Below are 22,820 nucleotides of genomic sequence, written 5' to 3'. Positions count from 1 at the left end.
CCGCACGACGCGACCGACGGCCCGGAGTTCGCACGGGTGTCGGTCAGCAGAACCATCTGACGCGGCACAACGTGCCGTGGCGTCGTGCGGCGGGTGTGGACGGGGACGGGTGCGGGCGGCGGATAAACGCGCACCGGGTACACGACCGGCCCGGCTAGCGCTGCCGCCACGGGCACACCAGCGCCCGCACCCGCCCCGACGACGCACCCCGCACCCTCTACCTCCGCGACGACCACCTACTGGCCCGCATCGCCGACCACCTCACGTGGGCGGGCATCGCCGAAAACCCCACACCCGAGCAGACCGCTCGGCTCGTCCACGACCGCCGCCTGGCCTTCCGCTGCGACGCGAACACCGTCACCCTCCTCGACCGGCCCGTCGTAGCACCGCCACCACGACCGGAGACGAGGACCACTGAGCGGCCTTTGACTGGACCGGCAGGGCCCAGCGTCCACACCGAACCGTCGCCGGTCGACCCGCTTGAGGACGTGAACGTCACCGGCCGACTCGTGCTTGGTCTGTGCTTCGAACCCGCCGAGGCGGAGCCGTCACGTCCACCCTCCGATCTTCGGAGCACCACGAGAGGCTCACAGCCCTCCGAACGCAACGACGACGCCCCCGTCTGCGCTTCGGGCAGCGTCCTCGATACAGCACACGACCACCCCGCGGAACAGCACATGACAGTGACTCCAGCACCCTCGCGGCCGAACGTCGTTGCCCGTTCGCGCCGGTCATCGGGCACCAACAGTGGCAGTGCGGCGATCGGGCTTCGACCGGTGCACCGCCTGCCATGGGTGCTTCGACGGTTACGGCGTGGAGGTGATGGAGAGGGCGACGACCCCGTAGATGCTGGGCACCGTCCCCATGCCCAGCGTGCACAGCGTGACGGCGGTGGATGGTCCGGTGATGGTCTGGACGACCGAGTCGCCGGCGAACAGTCCGGCGGTGACGTTGCCGGTGATGGTGACGACCAGTGCGGCGCCGGCGGTGGTGACGGTGGTGCTGCCGGAGATGGTGGAGGTCTGACCGGTGTTCCAAGTGATGGTGAAGGTCAGCGGGGCCGAGGTGACCAGGTCCAGGCACGACAAGGCCGGGTAGGTGATGGTGGCGCTGCGGGAGCCGGAGGTCAGCTCCGGCACGCTGGTGGAGGTGCACGGTCCGTATTGGGTGGACGCGGTCACCGTCGTCGGCCCGGGGGTGAGGGTCAGCGGCGGGCTGAAGGATGCGGTCTGGCTGCTGGTCGGCAGGCAGGTCACGTCCAGCGCGCCCGCCGTGGCCGGGGTGGCGAAGGCCATCAAGCCCAGGACGGTGGCCGCCGTGGTGAGGAGACCGGCCATGACTGTGCGTGAACGCATTTGTCGCTCCGGGGTGAGGTGCGCGGGAATCCGAAGGCGACATGAGTTCGCCCGTCCTGTGGATCGGCCACTCTGATCGGTCCGTCACTTGTTCATGGCTTCTGGGTGCACATCGGCCAAAATGGCGCAATCGACGTGGCGCCTATCCGTCGAATGACACTTTGCGTGCCACCGGCACGTATCAAGAGCTCAACCGTATGGAGCCTTGACCGAGCACAGGCGGCTCAAGGACGCACATTTCGGTAATGGTCGGATGTCGACGGTCTTCGGTCACGGCCCGGCGCGGCTAACAAATCCAGGCACCTGGACGGCTCGGTCGGGATGGATTCCCTGCTTCTGCTGCCCCTACGGGCGGCGGGTGGTGCTGGGGGTCGACGGAAAGCACCATTACGCCACCGACTGGCGAGCGGACCCGGACGTCTACGCCAGACCATGCGCGTCGAGCGCGAGATCAAGCTCAGCGGCGACGAGGTCTACCGGTTCGGTGCCGCCGAATTCGCCGACGACGAGCAGGCAGGCGCCGTCGTCGTCGAGATGCCCTCACATCGGGCGCCGTGGTCGGTGGTCGACTTGCGAGGATGATCCGTTGACCAGCGACAACGTCCTGCCTTCCAGCTCTAAGGCGTCCGTGATCGCGACGTGGACCAGCGAGTTCTCCGATCACAGTGCCAAGGTCACCACTCTGGCCGATGCCGAGCTGGCCTACTTGCTGACGCGCCGTTGCTCTTCGAACCGCGGAGGAGCGACAATCAACGGCGCCCCGGTAGTGCGCCGTGCCAGCCTCGTCCACTCCTGGTCCACCATCCGCCCGGTGCGCATGTCACCGGGTCTGATCGACGCTTCGGCGCCGAGCATCCGCTGCACGACGTTGATGCCGGGTTGGTCGAGGCAGAACAGCGCTGCGCAGCGAGTGCCGGATGGTGGGCCGGTGTACGAAGTCGAGCAGCAGCGTGCTGCGCCCGGAACTCGGCCGGCCTCCGATTGCGGTCGATCGTGTCCTGAAGCCAGTCCTCCAACACCATCGACGGTGCCATGTCGACCTGCCGGACGTCGGGCCGCCGGCGGGTGGTTCGGCGTCGCGTGAGCAGCAGCCTGGTCTGCTCGGAGACGCTCGTCGTCCCGGCCTGTCGTGGAACGCCTCGATTCAGGCTCGGCACGTCGTCGCCGATCGGGGCTTCAGCCGGGTCTCGGAGTCCAGCGTCACGGCCGCTTCGTGATTGCCGATCAGGCCGCCGCGAGTCAGGTTCGCCGACCCCACCCACACCTCTGCGTGGCCGTCGGGAAGTGGAGGTAGTAGGTGTTGGCGTTCTGGAACTCCTCGGGGTCCACCACGACCCGCAGCACGGCCCTGTCCCCGTAGGGCGCAAGAAGCTCGTTCAGCCGGACGAGTGCGTCCGGGTCTGCTTGGTCCGGCGTGCCGCCGTGACGACCAGCACCCGGCCCTCTCGGTCGAGCAGCCCTAGCAGGTGCTGTGCGACGGTGTCTGCGTCGGCTTCGGCCCCCAGGAGTCGTCATCGCGCGCGGACAGGGCGACGGCACCTTCCGGCAAGGCTGAGCTCGTCCTCAACGACTGCGGCAGCGCCCAGGGCTGGAAGGCCGAGAAGCGCTTCCGGTTCCTCGCCGACGTCACCGGCGACGGGCGCCTCGACATCGTCGGCTTCGGAGGCCCTGGGTGTACCAGGCCCGCAACCTCGTCCGCCGCGTCATGACCCGGTAACCACCCGACGATCTCCACAGCCGTGGCCACCGGTACACCGGAACCATGCCCTGATTCCACGGCAGGCGGAGTGGAACCGCGATCGGCTCAGGTGCCGTCGCGCGCGTTGCAGCCAGCCGCATGGCTGACGTCGGCGCGGCGGTGGAGGCCGCGGTCCGGTTGCCGTCCGATCATCTCGTTCGAGTGGGAAACGGAGCACTGGAGAGTGGTAGGAGGCGTCGGGCATAGAAGGAAGGCAAGCGGCTTCGAAATCATTTTGCGGCGCCCGTCCAGCGGGTCGGGCGACGTACAGCGGGAAGGGTGCCATGAGCGATCGGGTCATCGACATCTACGCGGACAAGGGGTGGCAGGACACCGGCTTCGAGTTGCCCGCACGTGCCGCCGACACCGGGTGGAGCCTGAGGGCGGAGGGCACGTGGTGCTTCGACACCTCCGCAAGGGACTACGCCACCCGTGACGGCGACGCGCGCAAGCCGGGCGACACCCGGTTCTACGACGCGAGCACGGCGGGCCGCACCGAGTACCTCTACCACGGACGGCTCGGCCAGGTGGGTCAGTTGATCGGGCGGTGGGGCCGAAACGGCCGGCCGTTCATCGTCGGCACCTACGCCAACCTGGAGTTCGTCGGACCGGAGCAACCCGAGCCCTCCATGCCGCCGGGTACGGCGGAACTCATGGCGCGGATCGAGTTCATCGAAGCGCTCGCCGCCAGGCCGGAGGTCGTCTCGGCGAGCACGATCACCTACCTCCGGGCCACCGACGACCACATCTATGCCCTGTGGCGCAGCGTCTACCCGGACAGCGGTTTCTGGACGACCAACGATCTTCCCGACAACTACACCCTGGGCATGGACGCCGAGGAGGACTTGACCATCGCCCACCTGCCCCCGGCGGAGCGGTGGAAGGCCATCGACAGGCTCATTCCCCAGCAGGACCCACCCGCGCCGCCCCCGGTGGCCGAGGTCGAGCCCGACAGCGGTCCGCGCACCCTGTGGCTGGCGATGAACAACGACGAGAACGGCTTCCACAACAGCGACGGCCACCTGGTCGTCTCCATCAAGTCCTACGACCGCAGCCGGCGAACCCAGTACAACACGGTGAAGCAGCGTTGGGAGTACGAGGACGGCACACCCGTCAAGCCCGACGCCTCGATGGTGTAGGCCGGATTCCCGAGGCGTTCTCGTTGTTCTGGGCGGGCTGCGCGTCTACCCACATCTCGGCGGGCGCCCGACCGGCGGCGGCCCGGGGGCCGTTGGCGATGCGTAGCTTGCCCGCGAGGTAGTCTCTCGCGTTCCACATCGCGTAGACGTTGCCCTCGGTGCCGCCCATCGACAGCACGTAGCCCCAGTGCTGGTGGGGTTCCACCGGCTTGCCGCCGTCGGGTTGGCGCAGCGTGCCACCCCACAACCGGGCGTAGTACCCGAAGACGGCGCGTTCTGCGGCGCGCGAGTGCGGGGTGAAGTTGCTGTCCCGGAACGGATCGCCGACGTTGATGGTGCTGTAGTCGAGGAACCGGCCGAGATCCTTGGCGCCGCGCGCGTTCCCGTCGCCCAGGTTACCGAGGAAGTTGACCTTCTGCTGCGCGAAGTAGTCCGCCAGCCGCCCGAGGCGCTCCTTCCTTCTCCTCGTCGGTGCACTTGTCCTTAGCGGAGAGCGCGAAGTCGTCGTCCGCGGGCGGGTCGATCTCCGTTTCGGGCAGAGCCGAGAGGTCTTCGGTCCTGGCACCTGGTCAGGTACGACAAGAAGACGGTGCACGAGATCCTCAAGGAGGGCTACTACTGCCACGTGGGTTCACCGCCCTCGACCCCGACAGCCCCCCGGACGCGCGGTACGACCTCAAGGCGCCCGCCGTCCTCCCCCGGCTTTACGGCTTCCAGGAGAAGGGCCCGCCCGACAACCCCACCGGCGTCGTCTACCTGCACGGTTCCCACGACTCACGGATGACCCGGTTGATCACCCCGAAGAACGGGGGAGCCGGGCCGGTGCCGCGGAAGATGGTCTGCCTGGCGGTGACCCACGTGGACGCCCTCGTGCTGGCCCGCTCGACCCTGCACAACGCCGTGGCCTACCGCTCCACGGTGGTCTACGGGCACGCCGTCCTGGTCGAGGACCCGCGCGAGAAGGAGGAAGCCCTCCGGGTGATCACCGAGCAGGCGGCCCCCGGCCGCTGGGCCGACTCGCGCCCGCCCAGCGCCGACGAGCTGGGGTGGACGGCGATCACCCGAGTCGAGATCGAGCGCGCTTCAGCCAAGGTCCGCACCGGTGGACCGGCCCCCGACAAGGCCGACGGCGGGCACTGGGCGGGCGTGCTGCCCATCCTCCCGGCCACCACGACCAGGTCCCAGGTGCGTTCCGCAGCACCAATCACCCCCCCGCCCGGACATCGGCACCCCGACAGGACTACGCGTCCGTCTCAGATGGAGGGAGCGCCCGGTGAGCCGTCGGGTGGTGGTGGCCCCTCCGGGGTTGGGGTGATGGTGATGTCCGCGCCGCCCCGGATACCGGAATGAGTGGACCAAGGATCACCTCAGATCGCGGCCTCGGTCCGCGATCGTCTCATCCGCGATAGTCGTCCACCGTACGATCGGAAGCCTGCGCAGGTTCACAGTCGAACCCCCTGACCGTATCCACGACGCCGAAGCCGGACTCGCAGTAGTAAGTCACCGGCGCACCGAGCATCCGACCTTCGATCGTGAACGCTTCCACGATCGGACCGGTGTGCTGGGGCGAACATTGCGTGCCTTCGAGGACCTCATCGTCCGCCCAGTGCAGGTCTTCGCACGTGAAGTGCGACTGGTACTCCTGGACACCGGCGGTGTAGGTCGTCGCCGAGGCGGACATCGGCACGGCGACGACCATCGCGCAATTCAGCGCAACGGTCCATCCGGCGATGCGACGGGTGAGTCGACACGTGATCATCGCTGCCTCCCTCGTGAACGGAGTGGGACACCGAAGCAGCTTTCGGCGCTTCGCCGAACGTGCTCCACCAACAGCGAAACACGACCGCACAGCCCACCGCCGCCGGTACAAGCGGTCATCACCGGCCAGGGGGACCACAACCACCCGCTGACACCGCGACGAGCCACCAACCGGATGACCCGGTCTCGGAATGTCATGGGAACTCGACCCATCACGGATCGAACGCGATCTTCTTCCCGTGGGTTGAACCTTTCGGTGTGCAGGCCGTGCTGTTGCAACCGGTGCGCGCGTCGCCAGCCGGCGGTACGGAGGTTTCCCGCGATGTGGAGCGGAGGCGGCGCAGGCCGCTCCGGGCGATGTTCCGCTGCCTGTTTCCCAATGGGTGTCCCACAGTGGTCGCCGTGCTGTTCCGGGCCTGGCCGGCAATGTAGGTCCAGCGCCCGGTCCCAGTGCCGCGAGGCGGCGTCGTCCAGGTTGCGCCGCCGTGGCGTGCTCGGCGGCGGAGGCCAGGTGGGGCCACTTCTCGTGGTCCAGCTCGGGGTGGTTGACCAGCTGATCGAAGGCCGCGCCGTGGACCGACATGTCCGGCTTCTCCTGGCGCGACGCGCGGTTCGCCGAGTTCCGCAACTCCGGCGACGGCGCGGGCACGGGCGACGCGGCCGACTGCCCGCAGCTCACCGCCGACCATGGACACCACGAGCCCCGCCCCGGTGGAGCACGCTGGGTGGCGCCCACCGGACCCGATCGGCGGCCACGGTTGCGGGAAGCACGAAGCCCGGAACGGGTTGTCGCGAACCGATTCCGGGCCCTCGGCATGAGGTGGGCTGTGCTTGTCGGGCGAGCTTCGCCCCGCTGCGCGAACGAGTCGATCAGCTGGCATCGACGACGGCACGTGCGATCGGCCTTCAGTCCAGGCCGTTGACCATGACACCTCCTACGACTACTACACCAGCACGCCCGTCCTCGCCATCCCGGTACCGGCCGGGAACAACCTGGTCGTCGCCGAAGAAGCTGGCCATCGTCAACGGCAAGAAGTTCGACTTCGGCTTCACCCTGCACTGGCGGTGGACCGCCTGGGGCCCCGGCGGGCTCACGCGGGTCTGAAGTTGATGTTCACCGCGGCAGGTAGCGCGGTGGCCGCCCGGCGTCGGCCGCCTGTTCGAACGCCGCCGCCAGGCGCAGCACCTCCGCGTCCTCGTCGCGGACCGCCATCGACGTCAACCCCACCGGCAGGTCGCCGACGAAACCCGCGGGCATGGTGGCCGTTCGGGTAGCCCGACACCGCAGCGGGCGACGAACCGACCACGGAAGCGGCGCGCTCCGAGAGCGGCCACGCCGGCGAGTGGTTGGTGACACGATCACGGCCAACCGGTGCGCGGCAAGGACTTCGTCGATCGACTGCCGCGCCGTCGCCGTCAGCCGCTGCTCCGCGTACCCGGGATCGGTCACCGGTGGCGCGTCGCGGGCCAGTAGGAAGGTCTCCTGGCCGAACTCGGCCAGCTCGACCGGGTCCTGCTCGTTGGACGGGATCAGCGTCCGTGGCGAACTGCCAGCGGACTTGGCGTTGCTCGGTGTTGGTCATGAGTTGCCAGGCGGCGAGAGCGGCGTTGAGGGTGTCGAGGTCGCTGATGCGGCGGTCGAGGCACTGCCCCAGGAGCGCGCGCACGTCTCGAAGCGAAGGGATTGGCCGTTCTCTCCGCGTGACACCGACCGGCGAACCCGCGCCGATGCGCCCGAAATCCGACCGGAGCCGAGTTGCCGCGACGACGGCAGGTTGCCATCGAGGCTGGGCGAGCGACTGCCCACGTGATCGCGCAGCGGACGTGGCGTGCCTGGAAGCAGCCGCGACGAGACGCGGCTGATGTCGGCGATGGCACGATCAGACGCCAGCGAGCCGGGTCCAGCACCTCCGACGGGCTGCAACGGGTGATCACCCGATCAGCCTGGCGCGGCCTGCATACGAGTCGGAATCTCAACCGCCGGGTGTGAAGTGATACGGGGTCAACTTGCGCACGGTGGTGAAGCCCAGCCGGACTGCGGTCGGCCGACTGGTGGGCAGGGTCTCGCTGTACAGGTAGCGGTAGCCGCGGTCGACGGCGAGACGGGCGTGGCGTCCCAGCAGCATGCGGTGGAGCCCTCGGCCGCGCCAGGACGGCAGGGTTGCGGCTCCCCAGGTCGAGGCGAAGTCGGTACCGGTGTGGAACCGGACCCAACCGGTGGCGACCACTCGGCCGTCCGCGCTCTCGGCCACGAGGACGGTGCACGGGTCGACCTCGTCGACAACCCAGTGCTCCAGGGCCGAGGGCAGCCAGTGCCACGGGGCGTCCCGGGCAGCCTCGGCCAACTGCCGCACGCGGTCGAAGTCCTTGCGATCGGTCACTTCGCGCACCCTGACGCCCGCGGGCAGCGCGACGGTCGCCGCGGCCGCCACATCCGCGGCCCGACCGATCATCAGCGTCACCTCCTCGCCGACCCGGAACCCGGCTGCGCGCAGCCGGACGGGCAGATCCTCAGGTAGGCCGTCGTGGTGGTTCCACTTGATGGGCAGCCCCAGTTCGGTGGCCCAGGCGCACTGGTCGGCGATGAGCGCGTCCAGGTCCGAGCCGCGCAACCCTCGGAGATCGGCACGCACGATGATCCCTCCCACGCCCGGCAGGTGCTTGCGCAGCACCGGCCCCACGCGCTCACCGATCACGGCGGGGTGCCCCATGCTGTTCCCGCGGCCGGAGAACCCCCGAGCCCGCATCTGCCTACGACGCAGTGTCGCCAACAGAGCCGCATCGTCCTCCATGACGCGCATGGAACCACCGCTGATCCCGCTCGTCCGCCGCCGGACGGTGTTTCACTCGGAAGACGAACCGATCGAGTCCGATCCACCCAGCCCCGTGGCGCGGTATGCGATTGCGGTGCAACGCCGGTCGGTGCGAGCGCACCGCTCCTGCCCGCTGCCTGCCACGCTTCAACCGAGTTCGTTCGCGGCCACTTGCGTTTGCTCGCACGTTCGCCAGTTCGATGCGCGGAGTCCGCCGGACCGGATACACGTCGGCGGCTGCCATCCGCTGTCGGGTTGTCGGTCCGGCGAGGGCGGTCGGACCCCTCACGATCCCCCTGTGGGGTGTCAGAATTCTGCGCTGGCCGCTGAGCTGCGGTGATCGCGCACCACGAACCGCGGGGGCATGATCATGAGGTGTGGCATTACGACTGCTGCACCTGATCTTCGTCCGGCTCGGTGGTTGGCTGGTCCTGCTCGGCCGGTCCACTGCGGCCAAGGACGTCGAACAGCTGGTGCTGCGGCACGAGGTCGCCGTGTTGCGCCGGTCCACTCCCCGCCCGCGGCTGGACTGGACCGATCGCGCGGTGCTCGTCTTTCTCGTGGTCGAGGTCGCCACGCGCTACGTCCACATCCTCGGCACCACCACCAACCCCGACGGGGCATGGACCGTCCAACAAGTCCGCAACCGGGACCTCGACGACCGAGCCGATGACTTCCGGTTCCTGATCCGCGACCGTGCCGGTCGGTTCACGGCATCGTTCGACGCCGTCCTCGCCGACACCGGTATTCAGGCCGTGAAGGTCCCGCCACGCTGCCCGACAGCGACTTGCTACGCCGAGCGGTTCGTCGGCACCGTCAGACACGAGGTCACCGACCGACTGCTCATCATCAACGACCACCACCTGCGGTCGGTGTTGAACCGCTATGTGTCCCACTACGACCACCGTCGACCCCACCGAGCGCGACAGCTCACGCCACCACGACCGGACCGTCCCATCCCGCAGTCGAGCGGCACGTCGGTACGCCGTCAATCCGTCCTTGGCGGTCTTGATCAACGAGTACGAACCCACAGCAGCCTAACGCCCAGGTCGGACAATATGGCCAACTTCTGGACCCCACAGGAGGCGCGGCAGGCGAGCGATGAGGAGGCCCTGGAGTCCTGACCGGCCTGCCACCCCGTCCCGCCGCTCGACCCGGGCCGGATGCCGGCCGATGCTGCGCACAGGCGACGTCCACGAATCGGTCGAGCTCGCCCGGACCGGGCAAACGAACGAGGAGTGAACCGGTGATGTCCGGCCGGCCAGGCGTGGGAACGGTGGTGCGATGCGCGTCACCGTACTGAGCGGTGGGTGACGCTCGTGTCGCTTCGGAACTCCGAACATCACAGGCGGCCGTAGCGACGTGGACACGGCCGACGCCTCAGCAGGGCCGACTGCGGAGAGCACTTCGGCTGGTTCGCCACTTCCGAACGGCGATATGTCGAGACGTCGATTCGGTCTCCGAAGGCCCTCCCGGATCTGCGCCGTTCAGTATTTCGGTCTCGGCTACGTGGTGAGGAATGAACGGCGGCTGCAAGCAGTGAGGTGGTTTCTCCCTTTGTCGTCCGGGTGATGTGTTCGACGTGCCCCGCAGGGCGGGGCGCCGGAGCGCCGCCCCGCAGGGCGTCCTCGCGGACGGGTTGCGGTTGGCATCACGTCCAACCGGACGGCGGCGGGTCAGCGGTAACCGCAGGCGGCAGGGTCGCCCGACGCCATGTTGCGGGCCCCCCACTCGTTGAGCGGCTCCAGCGCCGCGTTCAGCGAGTGTCCCAATGGCGTCAACGAGTACTCGACCCTGGCGGGCACCTCGTCGAACTCCTCACGGCGGACGAGGTTGTCCGCCTCCATTTCCCGCAAATGCTGGTACAGCATCTTTTCGCTGATTCCCGGAACGAGTCGCCTCAATTGGCCGAAGCGCTTGCTCTCATCGGCGATGGCCCAGATTATAAGGACCTTCCACTTGCCTGCGATGAGGTCCACTGCGGCGTCCAATCCGCAGACGTAGCTCTTGGTCTTCACGTTCATCCCCTGACATCGTGGTAAGTACTTACCTTCCCGTAAGTACTTGTCCGCCCATGAACACCAGATACTGTAACGAGAGTCGGAGCACTGCGTAACGGTCGCTGCGGGTGACGCCGAGGATGCCGGAGTGTGGAGAGTCGATGAGCGGCAGCAACACTGGGTGTCGGTACGCTCCCGTCGTCGGATCGCCTCGCTCGCGGAGGCGTTCCGGGTGGGGGCCCACGTGGCCGGCGGGGATGCGAGCCTCGTGTGGTGGACTCCCGCGATAGGAACTCCTCTGCTGGTAGCAGTACCTTCCAGCCGGCTCGCGCGGCAGCCGTAGGAGCACTCGCCGCCGGCACCACCCCGATCTCCGGTTTCGAGCCCTCGTCCGGTCAGACCGATGTTAGCAAGGCACCCTCGGTCGGGATGGATATTCGAGCGCCGACGGGCTCTGCGCCTCGAACGGCACGACTCCGAATTTTCACCCATTCGGGCGATTGGGGCCTGAACGGGCGACTCAGTGTGTCCGGGAGCGTCAAGTCATTCCTTGGGCGGCGTGGTCACCCTATCCGCTGGTACGGCTTCGGAATTACGCGACGTGGTCACCGAGTGTCTTGCGAGAGCGTTGTTCTGACAACCGTGACCTACGCAGTGGGCGTGGTAGGCTGAATTCGCAGTCCGGTCGCTTCGATGACCGTTGACATTGACGGACGAGCACCGCGACCGCAATGACCCTTTCTTTGGGACGTGTCCGGCGCCACACAATCGGACCGTCGCGCAAGGTCGGGCACGCGGCGACCACAGGGGCCGCATGGTGGTCGGACACGACCACCGGAAGACGAATCGTAGGCTTGGGGGACACGATGCGGTTTCAGATGTTAGGCCCGCTAACGGCATTAGACCACGACGGCCACCCGGTCCCGCTGGGAGGGGCCCGGCAGCGCGCCACCCTCGGTCTGCTGCTGCTGCAGGCCAACCAGGTGCTTGCCACCAGTCAGTTGTTGCGGGCGCTGTGGCCCGGCGATGACGCGCCGACGTCGGCGCGGAAGATCCTGCAGAACGCGGTCTGGGGGCTGCGCACGGTTTTCGCGGCCCACGAGAGCGGGCGGGATGGAGCACCCAGCCTGGTGACGCAGCCGCCCGGCTACACGCTCCGGCTCGACGCCGAGCAGGTCGACCTGCACCGCTTCACGCGCCAGGCTTGCGACGGTCAGGCGCTGCTCGCGAGTGGTGAACCCGCCAAGGCGACGAAGGTGTTGCGCGAGGCGCTGTCGCTGTGGCGCGGCCCGGTGCTGGCGGACCTGGTCGAGGCCGGCGTCAACTGGCCGGAGCTGACCGCGGTGCAGCACTCCCGGCTCGACGCGATGGAGAACCTGTTCGAGGCCGAACTGGCTTGCGGACGCCATCACGCGGTGCTGGGGCAGTTGCAGGCGATGGTGGAGACCGAGGTGCTGCGTGAGCGGTTGTGCGGCCAGCTCATGCTCGCGCTCTACCGCTGCGGACGGCATGCCGACGCGCTCACCGCCTTCACCAGGACGCGGGCCGCGTTGGCGGACCTCGGCTTGGAGCCGGGTCACGGCCTGCGCGCGTTGCAGCAGGCCATCCTCACCCACGACCCGGCGCTCAACCCGTCCGAGCGGATCGAAGTGGCGTCGACCGAGGCGGAACCGGTGGTGCCCGCCGCCGGACCGGTCCCGCCCGTTCCGGCGGCTCTGGAGCCGGGGCGCGTCCCACTCGCCGATCGGCCGGCCGAGCCGACGGGACCCAAGGTGAGGCGCGAACGGCAGACCGTCAGCGTGCTGCTGATCCGGGCGCGCCCCGCTGTGGCCCAGGGTGTCATCCCAGCGCAGCGGATGGATGTCCACTTCGACACCATCGCCGTCGATGTCCGCCGGGCCGTGCAGGCCAAGGGCGGACTGATCCTGGCGTCGATCGGCTCCATCACCGCCGTGCTGTTCGAAGCGACGCAGGACGGCTGCCACGCCGAGCGCGCGGTCCGCGCGGTGTCCGGATTGGCCGACGTTCTCGACACCGGCGCGGAACCCGCTGTGCGACCGGAGGTCACCGCCGCCATCGTCACGGGCCAGGCCACCGTCCGGTACTCGCGCTCCGGTGAGGCGGTGGTGGTGGCGGGCATGTTGGTCGAGCGAGCCCAGTGGCTGCTGGCCGACGCGCCGGCGGGCGACATCAGGGTGTGCGAGCGGACGTTGTGGATGACCAGGTCGCTCTTCACGTACCGAGTCGCCCGGGATGGCGAGTCGGCCAGCCTGGGCGACGTCGGCGACGCGCAGGCGGGCAACGCGCTGCCATTCGCGGACCGCGAGCGTGAGATGCACCTGCTCGCGGGAATGCTCGACCGGGTCCGCCACCGTGTCCGACCGCACCTCGTGACCATCCTGGGCGACGCGGGCATCGGCAAGACGCACTTCCTGGCGGAACTCGTGCGCCGCCTGGACGAGGACGACGATGTCACCGTCCTCTCGGGACGGATCCCGGTCCGAGGCGCGGACGACCCGCTGGCACTTCCGAGCCAACTCGTCGGGGACTGCTGCGGCATCGAGCCGGGGGACTCCTCCGTCACGGTGTCGGCCAAGTTGTCGTACGTGCTCGATCAGGTGGCGTCGGACGACGAGGAGTTCCGGTGGCTGCGCTACTGGTTGCGCTACTGCGTAGACCCGCAGCGCGACGGGGCCGCCGGCGCACACGTCACCGAGGTGCTGAGCGCGTGGCGGCTGTTCGTGGAGAACCTCGCGCTCACGAAGCCCGTGATGATGGCGGTGGATGACCTGCACCTCGCCCACCCGGCCGTGCTCGACGCGGTGGAGGCCCTGGTCGAGACCATTCGTGCGGTGCCGCTGCTCGTGGTCGCCACCGCGCAGCCGCGCCTCCTGGACCGCAGGCAGGACTGGGGTGGTGGCAAGCGGCACGCCGCGACCATCACCCTGGACCCGGTCTTCGGTGACGGCGCGGAGCGGGTGGTCGGACTGCCGGGAGCCATCAGGACGCCCCGCCTCGTCCCCGTGGACCCCATGGTCGAGCAAGAGCTGGATTACCTGGCCCGTTGACCTGGGAGCGCGGTGGTAGTGGTGATCGTGCCACCACCACCGCGCTCCAGCGTCGGCGAGGTGCCGAACGACGGCACCGCGCACCCGGGCCGTACAGGCCTGGGTACGCGGTGCCGTGAGATGACCCTTACGGGGGAACGCCTACAGCGGGATCGTCTCCAGGGCGATGGGGCGGTCGACTGCCATGATCCACTTGCCGTCCGGCTTCCGGACCAGGACGTCGGTGCAGATGCCGTTGATCCGCACCGGCTTGCCGTCGTCACCGGTGATCTCCAGGCGGAAGTCCACCACGATCAACGACGTGTGCCCGCCGGCGACGTAGGCGTACTTCACGGTGGAGTCCAGTTTGGGGTTCCGCGCCAGCAGCTCGGTGATCGCGGCGGTCCGGTCCGCGCCGGTGCGCGGGGCGCCGGTGAGGTTCGAGATGGCGTCGTCGCGGTAGAGGCTGTCGAAGATGGCGCCCTTGCCGGAGTTGAAAGCCGCGAGGAAGACCGCGTTCTGCACCTCCGGGTCGTCGGTCAGTTCGAGGTTGTCCAAGTCCACTTGCGCCGTCATGGGCGACTTCTCGCTTTCTGTTCGTCGGTGGCTCGTGCCCGGTCCCGTCGGACGGGGCCGGATCAGAGGAAGTAGTTCTGCGGGTCGAGCCCCAGCAGGACGCGGCCCTGGACCTCGAGGCTGGTCGCCGCGTTCAGCAGACCGTGCTGGGCCATGCCCTGCACGTCGCGCTGGAACCGCTGGAGGGGGACGTTGCGCGCGATCACGGTGGCGCCGCTGGCGCTGTAGAGCAGGTCCACGGCCTCCTTCGCCATTTGGATGGCGAAGGCGCTCTGGCCGCGGATGTCCGCGCGCTCCTCCCACGTGGGCTGCACGCCCTCGTCGGCACGGCGCTGGATCAGGGCAACCATGCGTTCGAGCATGGCGTCGGCCGCGGTGATCTTGTTCGCCGCGGTGGCGAGCTGCACGTGGGTCAGCGGATGCGCGCTCTGGTCGGTCCAGCTCGAGTAGGAGATGCCGCGACCGGCCAGTCGGCCGAGGAACAGGTCGTACGCGCCGCGTGCCATGCCGACGAACGCGGCCAGCGACTCGGCCAGCACCAGCGGGTAGAGGCAGTAGTTGCGGCCGGTCGCGCCGGTGTTCGACCGGTCGTCCAGCGTGCCGAGCACGGCCCTCTCGGCGTCCGCGACCCGGTGCGCCGGGATGAAGACGTCCGTCGCGGTGCTGCTCACGCTCCCGGTGCCGCGCGCGGCCGAGACGTCCCAGTCGTCGGCGAGGGTCATGTCCGACAGCGGCACCAGCGCCACAGCCTCGCCGACCGGACCGTCCGGCCCCTCGACGATGGCGGCCATCATGTTCCAGTCGGCGGCCTTCGAACCGGTGTTGAACCGCCAGGTGCCGTTGAGCCGGTAGCCGCCGTCGACAGGGGTCAGCGTGCCGCCTGGCGTGAACCCGCCGGAAACACGGACCGCACCCGACCCGAAGATCTCCTCTTGGGCCTTGTCCGGGTACAGCGACACCATCCAGGCGGTGCTCACCCACACCATCGACACCCATCCGGTGGACGGGCACCCACGCGCGATCTCGGTCAGCACCGCGGCCTTCTCGGCCAGCGGCAGGTCCAGACCGCCGAACCGGCGCGGCACGGCCATCCCGAACACGCCGGCCTTCTCCAGCAGGTCGATGTTCTCCTGCGGGAGCCAGCCGTTCGCGTCCGCCTCGGCGCCGTTGGCGCGCAGCGTCGGGACGAGGTCCCGTACCGCTTCCAGAACCGCCGGCCGGGCGTCTTCGATCGTGGTCACCATGCCTCCTCGGTCGTGCTTCCGCACGGGTATGCCCGCGGTGTCGTCCTGGTTCGGTCGCCGGCGTCGAACGCGTCGCACCTCGGCGCTATTCGCCGGCCAGGCTTCGACGCTTGCCGACAAAGCTACCGAGGCGCATACCGCACGTGTCCAATACGCAATCACTGCTCGGTAACCACGCAGGTGGCGGGACTTCGCGCGGACCCGATGACCAGCCGATTACCCGGCGGTTACCAGTCCCCGAACCAGTCGCGACCGTCAATGAGCAAACGGTGGAAAATACTTCGCCCGCGATCTCGAACAAGTTCGGACACGCTGCTTCACTGGTGGCCATGACGACGACCGGAAAACCCATCCTGGTGCTCGGTGGAACCGGCAAGACCGGAAGGCGGGTTGTTGCGCAGCTCCGTGCCCGCGGGTTCAGCGCGCGCGCCGCGAGCCGCAACGGCGAGACGAAGTTCGACTGGCACGACGAGAGCACCTGGGACGCGGCCCTCGACGGGGCCGGCGCCGTCTACATGGTCGACCTGGTCGACGAGGCGGTGGAGTGGGATCCGGCGGTGTCGGTCCGGTCGTTCTGCAAGAAGGCCGTCGCCGCCGGCGTCGAGCGTCTGACCCTGCTGCAGGCCCGTACCGACGAGGAGGCGGGCGGCAAGTCGCTGACCGGCAGCGAGGACATCGTCCGCGCGTCGGGCCTCCGGTGGACCATCCTGCGGCCGACGTGGTTCACCCAGAACTTCGACGAAGGCGTGCTGCTGGACGGCATCCTCGCGGGGAACCTGCGGTTGCCCGCGGGTGACGGCCTCGAACCGTTCGTCGACTGCGAGGACATCGCCGAGGTCGCCGTGGTGTCGCTGACCGAGGAGGGCCACGCGGGTCAGGTCTACGAGTTGACCGGCCCGGAGCTCATCACCTTCGGCCAGGCGGTCGCGGAGATCGCCCGCGCCACGGGCCGTGAGATCCGCTACGAGGCCGTCACGCACGAGCAGTACGTCGACGAGCTGGTCTCGTTCGGCACGCCGCGCGAGTACGCCGAGCTGCTGGCCGACCTGATCGGCCAGATCCGCGAGGGCAAGAACGCCTACCTGTCCGATGGGGTGCAGCGCGCCCTCGGCCGCGACCCGATCAGCTTCGCCCAGTACGCCGCGAACGCCGCCGCGAACGGCGCCTGGCGGGTGTGATCCGGGCCGGACGGCCGACCCGCCCGGACCACAGACGAGTACGCACAGGAGGCAGCATGTCTGCGCACACCACCCCGATGCCGTCCCGCGCGGCCGGTAGCGCCGTGGCGCCGGACGTCCTGCGCCGCGTCATGTCCCGGTTCGCCACCGGCGTGGTGGTGCTCACCGTCGGCGGCGAACACATTCGCGGCATGACCGCGAACGCGTTCACCTCGGTGTCGCTGAGCCCCCCGCTGGTGCTGTGCTGCGTCGCGCACTCCGCGGTCATGCACGGCGCGCTCACCGCCACCGGCGCGTTCGGGGTGTCGGTGATGGGCGCGGACCAGGAGCACGTCGCCCGCCACTTCGCGGACAAGCGCCGGCCGGACGGCCGGGCCCAGTTCGAGTCGTTCGGCTGGCACTCGGGGCCCCGCACGGGTGCGCCGTTGATCGGCGGCGCGCTGGCGTGGCTGGAGTGCGAGGTCAGCGCCGTCCACACGGCGGGCGACCACTCGGTGATCGTCGGGACCGTGCTGAGCGGTGACACCGCGGGCGACGGCTCCGGGTTGCTCTTCTACGGGGGCGCGTTCCGGCGACTGGCCCCATTCGACGCGCTCGAGGCCGGCTGACACCCGGTTGGGAGTGCGGCCCGGTGCGCGGGCGGGTCCCCCAGGCCCGCCCGCCCGGGCTCGGCCCGGCGTGCGGGAGGTCGGCCCCCAGACCGGCCTCCCGCACGCTGCGGTCCACTGACCCGGCGGCACGTCGCCTCCCGCCACCGGGCGGTGGTGGCGTGGTCGCCGATCGGGCGTCGCTACAGTGGTCGCACGGACGGTTACCCGCCGTGCACCAACCACTCCCCGATCCCGTCACCGATGAGGAGCACCAATGAACCAGCCCGGCGCGGAGCCGGTCACCGACAGCCCGTACGCGGGGGTCGCCGAGCACGTCGCGCGGTACCTCTCCAGCGACGGGCGGGACGGCCACATGGAGGCGGGCGTCCCGAACCTCGTCCTCACGACCAGGGGACGCAAGAGCGGCAAGCTCCGCCGGACCGCCATGTTCTACACGAAGGACGGCGACCGCTACGTGATCGTCGCCTCTCACATGAGCGGCGGCCCGAAGCACCCCGACTGGTACCTCAACCTGGTCGCGAACCCGGAGGTGCACGTTCAGGCCGGGTCCGAGAAGTTCACCGCACGCGCGCGCACCGCGGGTGCGGAGGAGAAGCCGCGGCTGTGGGCCCTGATGACCAGGCTGTGGCCCGCGTACGACACCTACCAGGCCACCGCGACGAGGGAGATCCCGGTAGTGGTCCTGGAGCGCGTGTAACTGCTGAGGAGACCCATCCCCGAGGGGTGGACGGCAACCGCCGTCCACCCCTCGCGGCATTGTGAGGAGCGCCAAGGGGCCCGGAAGTGGGCCGTCCATTACCGACGATGAACAGCCGGTGGTCGGCGCCCGGTTACGGTCGCGGCGTTCGATGCGGGGACCGGCCCTGCTGCACCGATGCGCTGTCCAATGAGGATTCACCGGTCCCGCTGCGAGTCCCTTCAGGAGGAACGCGTGACCACCGCGCACTACGACGCCATCGTCATCGGAGCCGGCTTCGCGGGCATCACCGCCGCGCGCGAACTCGGCTCGCAGGGCAAGCGCACCTTGGTGCTGGAGGCCAAGGACCGGCTGGGCGGCCGCGCCTACACCGAGACGCTGGCCGGCCACCACGTCGAACTCGGCGGTGCGTGGGTCCACTGGACCCAGCCCCACGTGTGGACCGAGATCACCCGTTACGGCCTGGGCATCGTGCCCGACGAGAAGGCCCTGTTCGCCAACTTCCCGGGCGCCGACGGTCAGATGAAGACCTACCCGGGGGAGGAGGTCCTGACTCGGCAGCAGGAGCTGCTGGAGCGGCTGTTCACCGGTTGGGAGGAGTACTTCGAGCGACCCCACGACCCCTGGTTCCGGCCGGAGAAGCTGGCGGAGGTCGACAAGCTCTCGCTCCGCGACCGCATCCTGGAGCTGGAGCTGTCACCCGAGGACGAGAACCTGTTGTGGGGCTGGGCCTCGGGGGAGTCCGGCGGTCGCAGCGCCCGTGGCGCGCTGACCATGCCCGGCCACTGGTGGGCCATGGGCGGCCTCCAGCTGATCGGTTTCGACGCCATCTTCAACCTCCGGCTGGAGGTCGGCATGCAGAAGCTCGTCGAGCTGATGGCGGCCGACGTCCGAAACAGCGAGCTGCGGCTGGACACCGCCGTCAAGGCGGTGCACGACGACGGCGCCGCGGTGACCGTGACGACGGCGTCCGGTGAGGTCTTCACCGCGTCGACCGCTGTGGTCACCGTCCCGGTGAACGTGTGGAAGAGCATCGAGTTCAGCCCGGCGCTGCCCGAGCCGTACACGCGGGCCAGCACGGAGACCATCGGCGTGCCGAACGCGGTCAAGCTCGCGCTGCACATCCGCGGCGACTTCGAAGGCGCGTTCTACGCGCAGGGCGAGGAGGGGGCGGCGTTCATCGGGCTCTTCCCGCACCGCGTGCTGCCCGACGGCACCCAGCTCGTGGTCGGCTTCTGCGTCGAGGACTGGGTGGACGTCAACGACCCGAAGCAGGTGGAGGAGGCCGTGCGCCACCTGGAACCGAGGGCCGAGGTCCTCGACTACAAGTTCCACGACTGGGGCCGCGACGAGTTCAGCGAGGGCGGCTGGGCGTACCGGCAGCCCGGTCAGCTCACCACCATGCGGGAGATCCAGCGACCGCAGGGTCGGCTGGCGTTCGCGTCGGGTGACATGGCCAACGGCTGGAGCGGCTGCGTCGACGGCGCGATCGAGTCCGGCATCGTGGCCGCGCGCCACATCGCCGGCCTGCTCGACCGGCACTGAGCCGCCGTTCCGGACGCCTTGTCGGGGTTGCGACCACTGACCAATTGGTAAGTACTGACTTTTTTATCAGTAGTTGATCAATCGTCGCCGGCGTGTGATTCTAGCGTCGAAGCACGCGCATCATTCGCTCGCGGAGCTGAACAGGAGAATTCCGCACATGTTCTCTGGCAAGAGGGCCGTGATCACCGGTGGCACCCACGGCATGGGGCTGGCCATCGTGAAGGCGCTGCTCGCGGGTGGTGCCGACGTGCTGACGACCGGCTACAACGAGCGCAACGTCGAGGCGGCGCAACGGGAACTCGGTCCGAAGGCGCACGTCGTGCGCTCCGACACCACGGACCTGGCCGACATCGACGTCCTGGGCAAGCTGGTCGAGGAGAAGTTGGGCTCGGTCGACTACGTGCACATCAACGCCGGCTTCGCCGAGCTCGAACCGTTCGACGCCGTCACCGAGGCGACGTTCGACAAGACGTTCGCCATCAACACCAAGGGTGCCTTCTTCACCGTTCAGCGCCTGCTGCCCATGATCTCCGAAGGCGGTGCGGTGGTCTTCACGACCGCGGTCGCCGACGGCACCGGAACCCCCGGCATGGCGACGTTCTCCGGCGCGAAGGCGGCGGTGCGGGCGTTCGCGCAGGTGCTGGCGGCGGAGCTGCTGCCCAGGCGCATCCGGGTCAACGTGGTGAGCCCCGGGTTCATCAAGACCCCGACCATGGGCGTGGCCACCGCGAGCCCCGAGTACCGCGAGCACTTCGAGATCGAGGGCGCCGCGCTGACTCCGCTCGGCCGCATCGGCACGCCGGAGGAAGTGGCGCAGGCGTCGCTGTTCCTGGCGTTCGGCGCGACCTTCACCACCGGGGTCGAGCTGCCGGTCGACGGCGGCATCGCACAGGGCCTGGTTCCGCTGGGCTCCGAATGAGAGCACCGCTCGGGCCGCGAGAGCCGCGAGCGGAGATCGACAATACAGGTTGCCGAGTATTGCCGGGGCAGACCATTGCCCTGGCAATACGCGGCTGAACTCGCTGTGTGCGGGAAACAGGAACGACGATGGCGACAGTCACCTCATTCACCGAGATCCAGAGCAGGTTCTTCGAGTACATCGCGGACATCAAGTACTGCACGATGATCACGGTGGACAAGAGGAACCGGCCCAGGGCCAGGGTCCTGCTGCCGATCTGGGAGGTGGTGGACGACCGCCCGGTGGGGTGGCTGGCCGCCTACAAGACGCCGGTGAAGACGGCACACCTGGCGCGCAACCCGCACGCCACCTTCTCCTACTGGTCACCGCGCCAGAACGTGGTGCACATCGACACCGTGTCGATCTGGGTCGACGACCCGGAGATCAAGCGCGACATCTGGAACCTGTACCGCAAGGGTTCGCCTCCCACTGTCGGGTACGACCCGATCACGTACTGGAGGGGCGGCCCGGAAGACCCCGAGTACCACCTGCTCCGCATGGAGCCGTACCGAGTGCAGGTCGTCCGCGGGACGGACTTGTCCGCACGCATCTGGCAGTCGGACAACGCGTGACCGTCCCGCCGGCGGCCCCGGTCCGAAGGCCGGCAGGCGACCCGACCGGCGGACGTGACAACCCACAACAGCGACACCGTGAACCATCGGAAGGACAAGTCATGTCAGGGGACAACCGCTCGGCCGCGGGCACCGCGGCGACGAATGAGACGGCGCGGGCCGTCGGTGCCGAGGAGGCCGTGGAGGCACCGAAGAACCCGTTGCGCTGGAAGGCGCTCGCGCTGCTGTGCACGGGCTTCTTCATGGTTCAGCTGGACGCGCAGATCGTGCTGCTGGCGTTGCCGTCCATGCAGGCCGAGATCGGCCTGACCGCCGCGGGCGCGCAGTGGGTCATGAGCTCGTACCTGCTGACCTTCGGTGGCTTGCTGCTGCTCGGCGGCCGTGCCGCCGACATCCTCGGCCGGCGGCGCATGTTCATGGTCGGCATGGTGCTCTTCCTGGTCTCGTCCCTGATCGCCGGTCTGGCCTGGGACCCGACCATCCTGATTCTGGCCCGCGTCGGCCAGGGCATCTCCGCCGCCATCATCTCGCCCACGGCGCTGTCGCTGGTGATGGTCACCTTCACCGACAAGAAGGAACTGGGCAAGGCGCTGGCGATCTGGGCCGCCAACGGTGCCGCGGGCGCCATGGCGGCGCTGTTGATCGGCGGTCCCATCAACGACCTCCTCGGCTGGGAGTGGATCTTCTTCATCAACGTGCCGGTGGCGCTGGTGGTGCTCGCCCTCGCGAAGAAGCTGCTGCCCGAGAGCAAGGTGACGGGCCAGGGCAAGGGCTTCGACCCGCTCGGCGCGCTGACCATCACCCTGGCGACGGTCGCGTTCATCTACGCCGTCGTGGAGACCCCCGTCGCCGGCTGGCTGAGCGGGCAGACCCTCGGCCTGCTGGCCGTGGCCGCCGTGCTGATCGCGCTGTTCATCGTCATCGAGAAGCGGGTCTCCACCCCGATGGTGCCGCTGAGCCTGTTCCGCAGCCGGAACCTCGTCGGCGGCAACGTCGTCATGCTGCTCGTCGGCATGGTGACCTTCGGCGCGGTGCTGATCATCTCGCTGTACGCGCAGCAGGTGCTCGGCTACACCGCTCTCGCCTTCGGCCTCAGCACCGTGATCTACACGGTGATGTCCACGATCGGCTCGCAGATCGGCGCACGCGTCGTCGCCAAGATCGGGTTCCGGACGCTGTCGGTGATCTCGATGGCGCTGATGGCGGTCGGCACCCTGCTGCTGACGCAGGTCTCGGTGGACGGCACCTACTTCGCCGACCTGTTCGGGGGCCTGCTCCTCTTCGGCCTCGGCCTCGGTCTCGGCTTCGTCGGTGTCACCATCGCCGCGCTGGCCGACGTCCCGGCCGAGAACTCGGGTGTGGCTTCCGGCATCAACACCGCGGGTTTCCAGATGGGTGGCGCGATCGGCGTCGCGGTGGCGACCTCGGTGGCGGTCACCTTCACCCGTGGGGCTGACCAGAAGCACGCTCTGAACGAGGGCTTCCAGGCGGGTTTCTGGGCGATGACCGTCCTGGCGGTCGTCAGCCTTCTCGTGGGTCTGGTGCTGTTCAAGACGCCGAAGCCCACGGCGGCTGTCGAGAGCTAGCAC

General features: G+C 68.9%; 21 protein-coding genes. 13 read left to right on the top strand and 8 right to left on the bottom strand.

Annotated features, from left to right (window positions below; all coding sequences use genetic code 11):
- Nucleotides 1–806: 806 nt before the first annotated feature.
- Complete coding sequence (locus ACRAKH_RS19275) at nt 807–1,355, bottom strand: hypothetical protein (RefSeq protein ID WP_380719760.1); 549 nt, start codon at nt 1,353–1,355, stop codon at nt 807–809.
- Nucleotides 1,356–1,787: 432 nt separating this feature from the next.
- On the opposite strand from ACRAKH_RS19275, the gene ACRAKH_RS19270 reads away from it, so the two are divergent.
- Both ACRAKH_RS19270 and ACRAKH_RS19265 read left to right on the top strand, forming a co-directional pair.
- On the top strand, nt 1,788–1,937 hold the full coding sequence (locus ACRAKH_RS19270; protein ID WP_380719757.1) for a hypothetical protein: 150 nt from the start codon (nt 1,788–1,790) through the stop codon (nt 1,935–1,937).
- Between the two features lie 1,440 nt (nt 1,938–3,377).
- Nucleotides 3,378–4,232 (top strand): hypothetical protein, encoded by an 855-nt coding sequence (locus ACRAKH_RS19265; RefSeq protein ID WP_380719755.1) that lies wholly within the window; start codon nt 3,378–3,380, stop codon nt 4,230–4,232.
- On the opposite strand, the gene ACRAKH_RS19260 is transcribed toward ACRAKH_RS19265, so the two are convergent.
- Nucleotides 4,207–4,797 (bottom strand): hypothetical protein, encoded by a 591-nt coding sequence (locus ACRAKH_RS19260; RefSeq protein WP_380719798.1) that lies wholly within the window; start codon nt 4,795–4,797, stop codon nt 4,207–4,209. The genes ACRAKH_RS19265 and ACRAKH_RS19260 overlap by 26 nt on opposite strands.
- Here ACRAKH_RS19260 and ACRAKH_RS19255 point away from each other — a divergent pair.
- The gene (locus ACRAKH_RS19255; protein WP_380719752.1) at nt 4,704–5,582 is read left to right on the top strand and encodes a pyridoxamine 5'-phosphate oxidase family protein; all 879 of its coding nucleotides are present in this window, start codon (nt 4,704–4,706) and stop codon (nt 5,580–5,582) included. The genes ACRAKH_RS19260 and ACRAKH_RS19255 overlap by 94 nt on opposite strands.
- 46 nt (nt 5,583–5,628) lie before the next feature.
- Here the strand turns inward: ACRAKH_RS19255 and ACRAKH_RS19250 are convergent, their stop codons facing one another.
- Nucleotides 5,629–5,991 (bottom strand): hypothetical protein, encoded by a 363-nt coding sequence (locus ACRAKH_RS19250; protein ID WP_380719749.1) that lies wholly within the window; start codon nt 5,989–5,991, stop codon nt 5,629–5,631.
- A 924-nt stretch (nt 5,992–6,915) separates the two neighbouring features.
- Here ACRAKH_RS19250 and ACRAKH_RS19245 point away from each other — a divergent pair.
- Nucleotides 6,916–7,095 carry a hypothetical protein gene (locus tag ACRAKH_RS19245; RefSeq protein ID WP_380719746.1) on the top strand — a complete coding sequence of 60 codons (180 nt, stop codon included), beginning with the start codon at nt 6,916–6,918 and terminating at the stop codon, nt 7,093–7,095.
- 9 nt (nt 7,096–7,104) lie between these two features.
- Here the strand turns inward: ACRAKH_RS19245 and ACRAKH_RS19240 are convergent, their stop codons facing one another.
- Complete coding sequence (locus ACRAKH_RS19240) at nt 7,105–7,248, bottom strand: hypothetical protein (protein WP_380719743.1); 144 nt, start codon at nt 7,246–7,248, stop codon at nt 7,105–7,107.
- 715 nt (nt 7,249–7,963) lie between these two features.
- Nucleotides 7,964–8,701 (bottom strand): GNAT family N-acetyltransferase, encoded by a 738-nt coding sequence (locus tag ACRAKH_RS19235; RefSeq protein ID WP_380719741.1) that lies wholly within the window; start codon nt 8,699–8,701, stop codon nt 7,964–7,966.
- A gap of 479 nt (nt 8,702–9,180) precedes the next feature.
- Between ACRAKH_RS19235 and ACRAKH_RS19230 the strand changes: the two genes are divergently transcribed.
- The gene (locus tag ACRAKH_RS19230) at nt 9,181–9,927 is read left to right on the top strand and encodes an integrase core domain-containing protein (RefSeq protein ID WP_380719739.1); all 747 of its coding nucleotides are present in this window, start codon (nt 9,181–9,183) and stop codon (nt 9,925–9,927) included.
- A gap of 552 nt (nt 9,928–10,479) precedes the next feature.
- On the opposite strand, the gene ACRAKH_RS19225 is transcribed toward ACRAKH_RS19230, so the two are convergent.
- Nucleotides 10,480–10,827: a winged helix-turn-helix transcriptional regulator gene (locus ACRAKH_RS19225; protein ID WP_380719737.1), complete on the bottom strand. Its 348-nt coding sequence runs from the start codon at nt 10,825–10,827 to the stop codon at nt 10,480–10,482.
- Between the two features lie 854 nt (nt 10,828–11,681).
- Here ACRAKH_RS19225 and ACRAKH_RS19220 point away from each other — a divergent pair.
- Entirely contained in the window at nt 11,682–13,871 is a 2,190-nt protein-coding gene (locus ACRAKH_RS19220) for a BTAD domain-containing putative transcriptional regulator (RefSeq protein ID WP_380719735.1), read from the top strand.
- 141 nt (nt 13,872–14,012) lie between these two features.
- Here the strand turns inward: ACRAKH_RS19220 and ACRAKH_RS19215 are convergent, their stop codons facing one another.
- Nucleotides 14,013–14,426 (bottom strand): YybH family protein, encoded by a 414-nt coding sequence (locus ACRAKH_RS19215; protein WP_380719733.1) that lies wholly within the window; start codon nt 14,424–14,426, stop codon nt 14,013–14,015.
- A 62-nt stretch (nt 14,427–14,488) separates the two neighbouring features.
- A complete protein-coding gene (locus tag ACRAKH_RS19210) occupies nt 14,489–15,670 on the bottom strand; it encodes an acyl-CoA dehydrogenase family protein (protein ID WP_380719731.1) in 1,182 nt (393 codons plus the stop codon).
- Nucleotides 15,671–15,999: 329 nt separating this feature from the next.
- Between ACRAKH_RS19210 and ACRAKH_RS19205 the strand changes: the two genes are divergently transcribed.
- The 7 genes from ACRAKH_RS19205 (at nt 16,000) to ACRAKH_RS19175 (ending at nt 22,817) form a co-directional block, all read left to right on the top strand.
- Nucleotides 16,000–16,848, top strand: a complete 849-nt coding sequence (locus ACRAKH_RS19205) for an NAD(P)H-binding protein (protein ID WP_380719730.1) — start codon at nt 16,000–16,002, stop codon at nt 16,846–16,848.
- Nucleotides 16,849–16,904: 56 nt separating this feature from the next.
- On the top strand, nt 16,905–17,456 hold the full coding sequence (locus ACRAKH_RS19200) for a flavin reductase family protein (RefSeq protein WP_380719728.1): 552 nt from the start codon (nt 16,905–16,907) through the stop codon (nt 17,454–17,456).
- 256 nt (nt 17,457–17,712) lie between these two features.
- Nucleotides 17,713–18,156, top strand: coding sequence for a nitroreductase family deazaflavin-dependent oxidoreductase (locus ACRAKH_RS19195; RefSeq protein WP_380719726.1), 444 nt, complete (start codon nt 17,713–17,715; stop codon nt 18,154–18,156).
- 234 nt (nt 18,157–18,390) lie between these two features.
- Nucleotides 18,391–19,701, top strand: a complete 1,311-nt coding sequence (locus ACRAKH_RS19190) for a flavin monoamine oxidase family protein (RefSeq protein WP_380719725.1) — start codon at nt 18,391–18,393, stop codon at nt 19,699–19,701.
- 157 nt (nt 19,702–19,858) lie between these two features.
- On the top strand, nt 19,859–20,620 hold the full coding sequence (locus ACRAKH_RS19185; protein WP_380719724.1) for an SDR family oxidoreductase: 762 nt from the start codon (nt 19,859–19,861) through the stop codon (nt 20,618–20,620).
- A 128-nt stretch (nt 20,621–20,748) separates the two neighbouring features.
- The gene (locus ACRAKH_RS19180; protein WP_380719723.1) at nt 20,749–21,231 is read left to right on the top strand and encodes a pyridoxamine 5'-phosphate oxidase family protein; all 483 of its coding nucleotides are present in this window, start codon (nt 20,749–20,751) and stop codon (nt 21,229–21,231) included.
- A 101-nt stretch (nt 21,232–21,332) separates the two neighbouring features.
- Nucleotides 21,333–22,817, top strand: a complete 1,485-nt coding sequence (locus ACRAKH_RS19175) for a DHA2 family efflux MFS transporter permease subunit (protein ID WP_380719721.1) — start codon at nt 21,333–21,335, stop codon at nt 22,815–22,817.
- Nucleotides 22,818–22,820: the final 3 nt, after the last annotated feature.

It is taken from the genome of Saccharothrix hoggarensis, assembly GCF_052936025.1.
The sequence above is the reverse complement of the archived record's forward strand: the minus strand, read 5'-3'. Positions and strand labels throughout refer to the sequence as shown.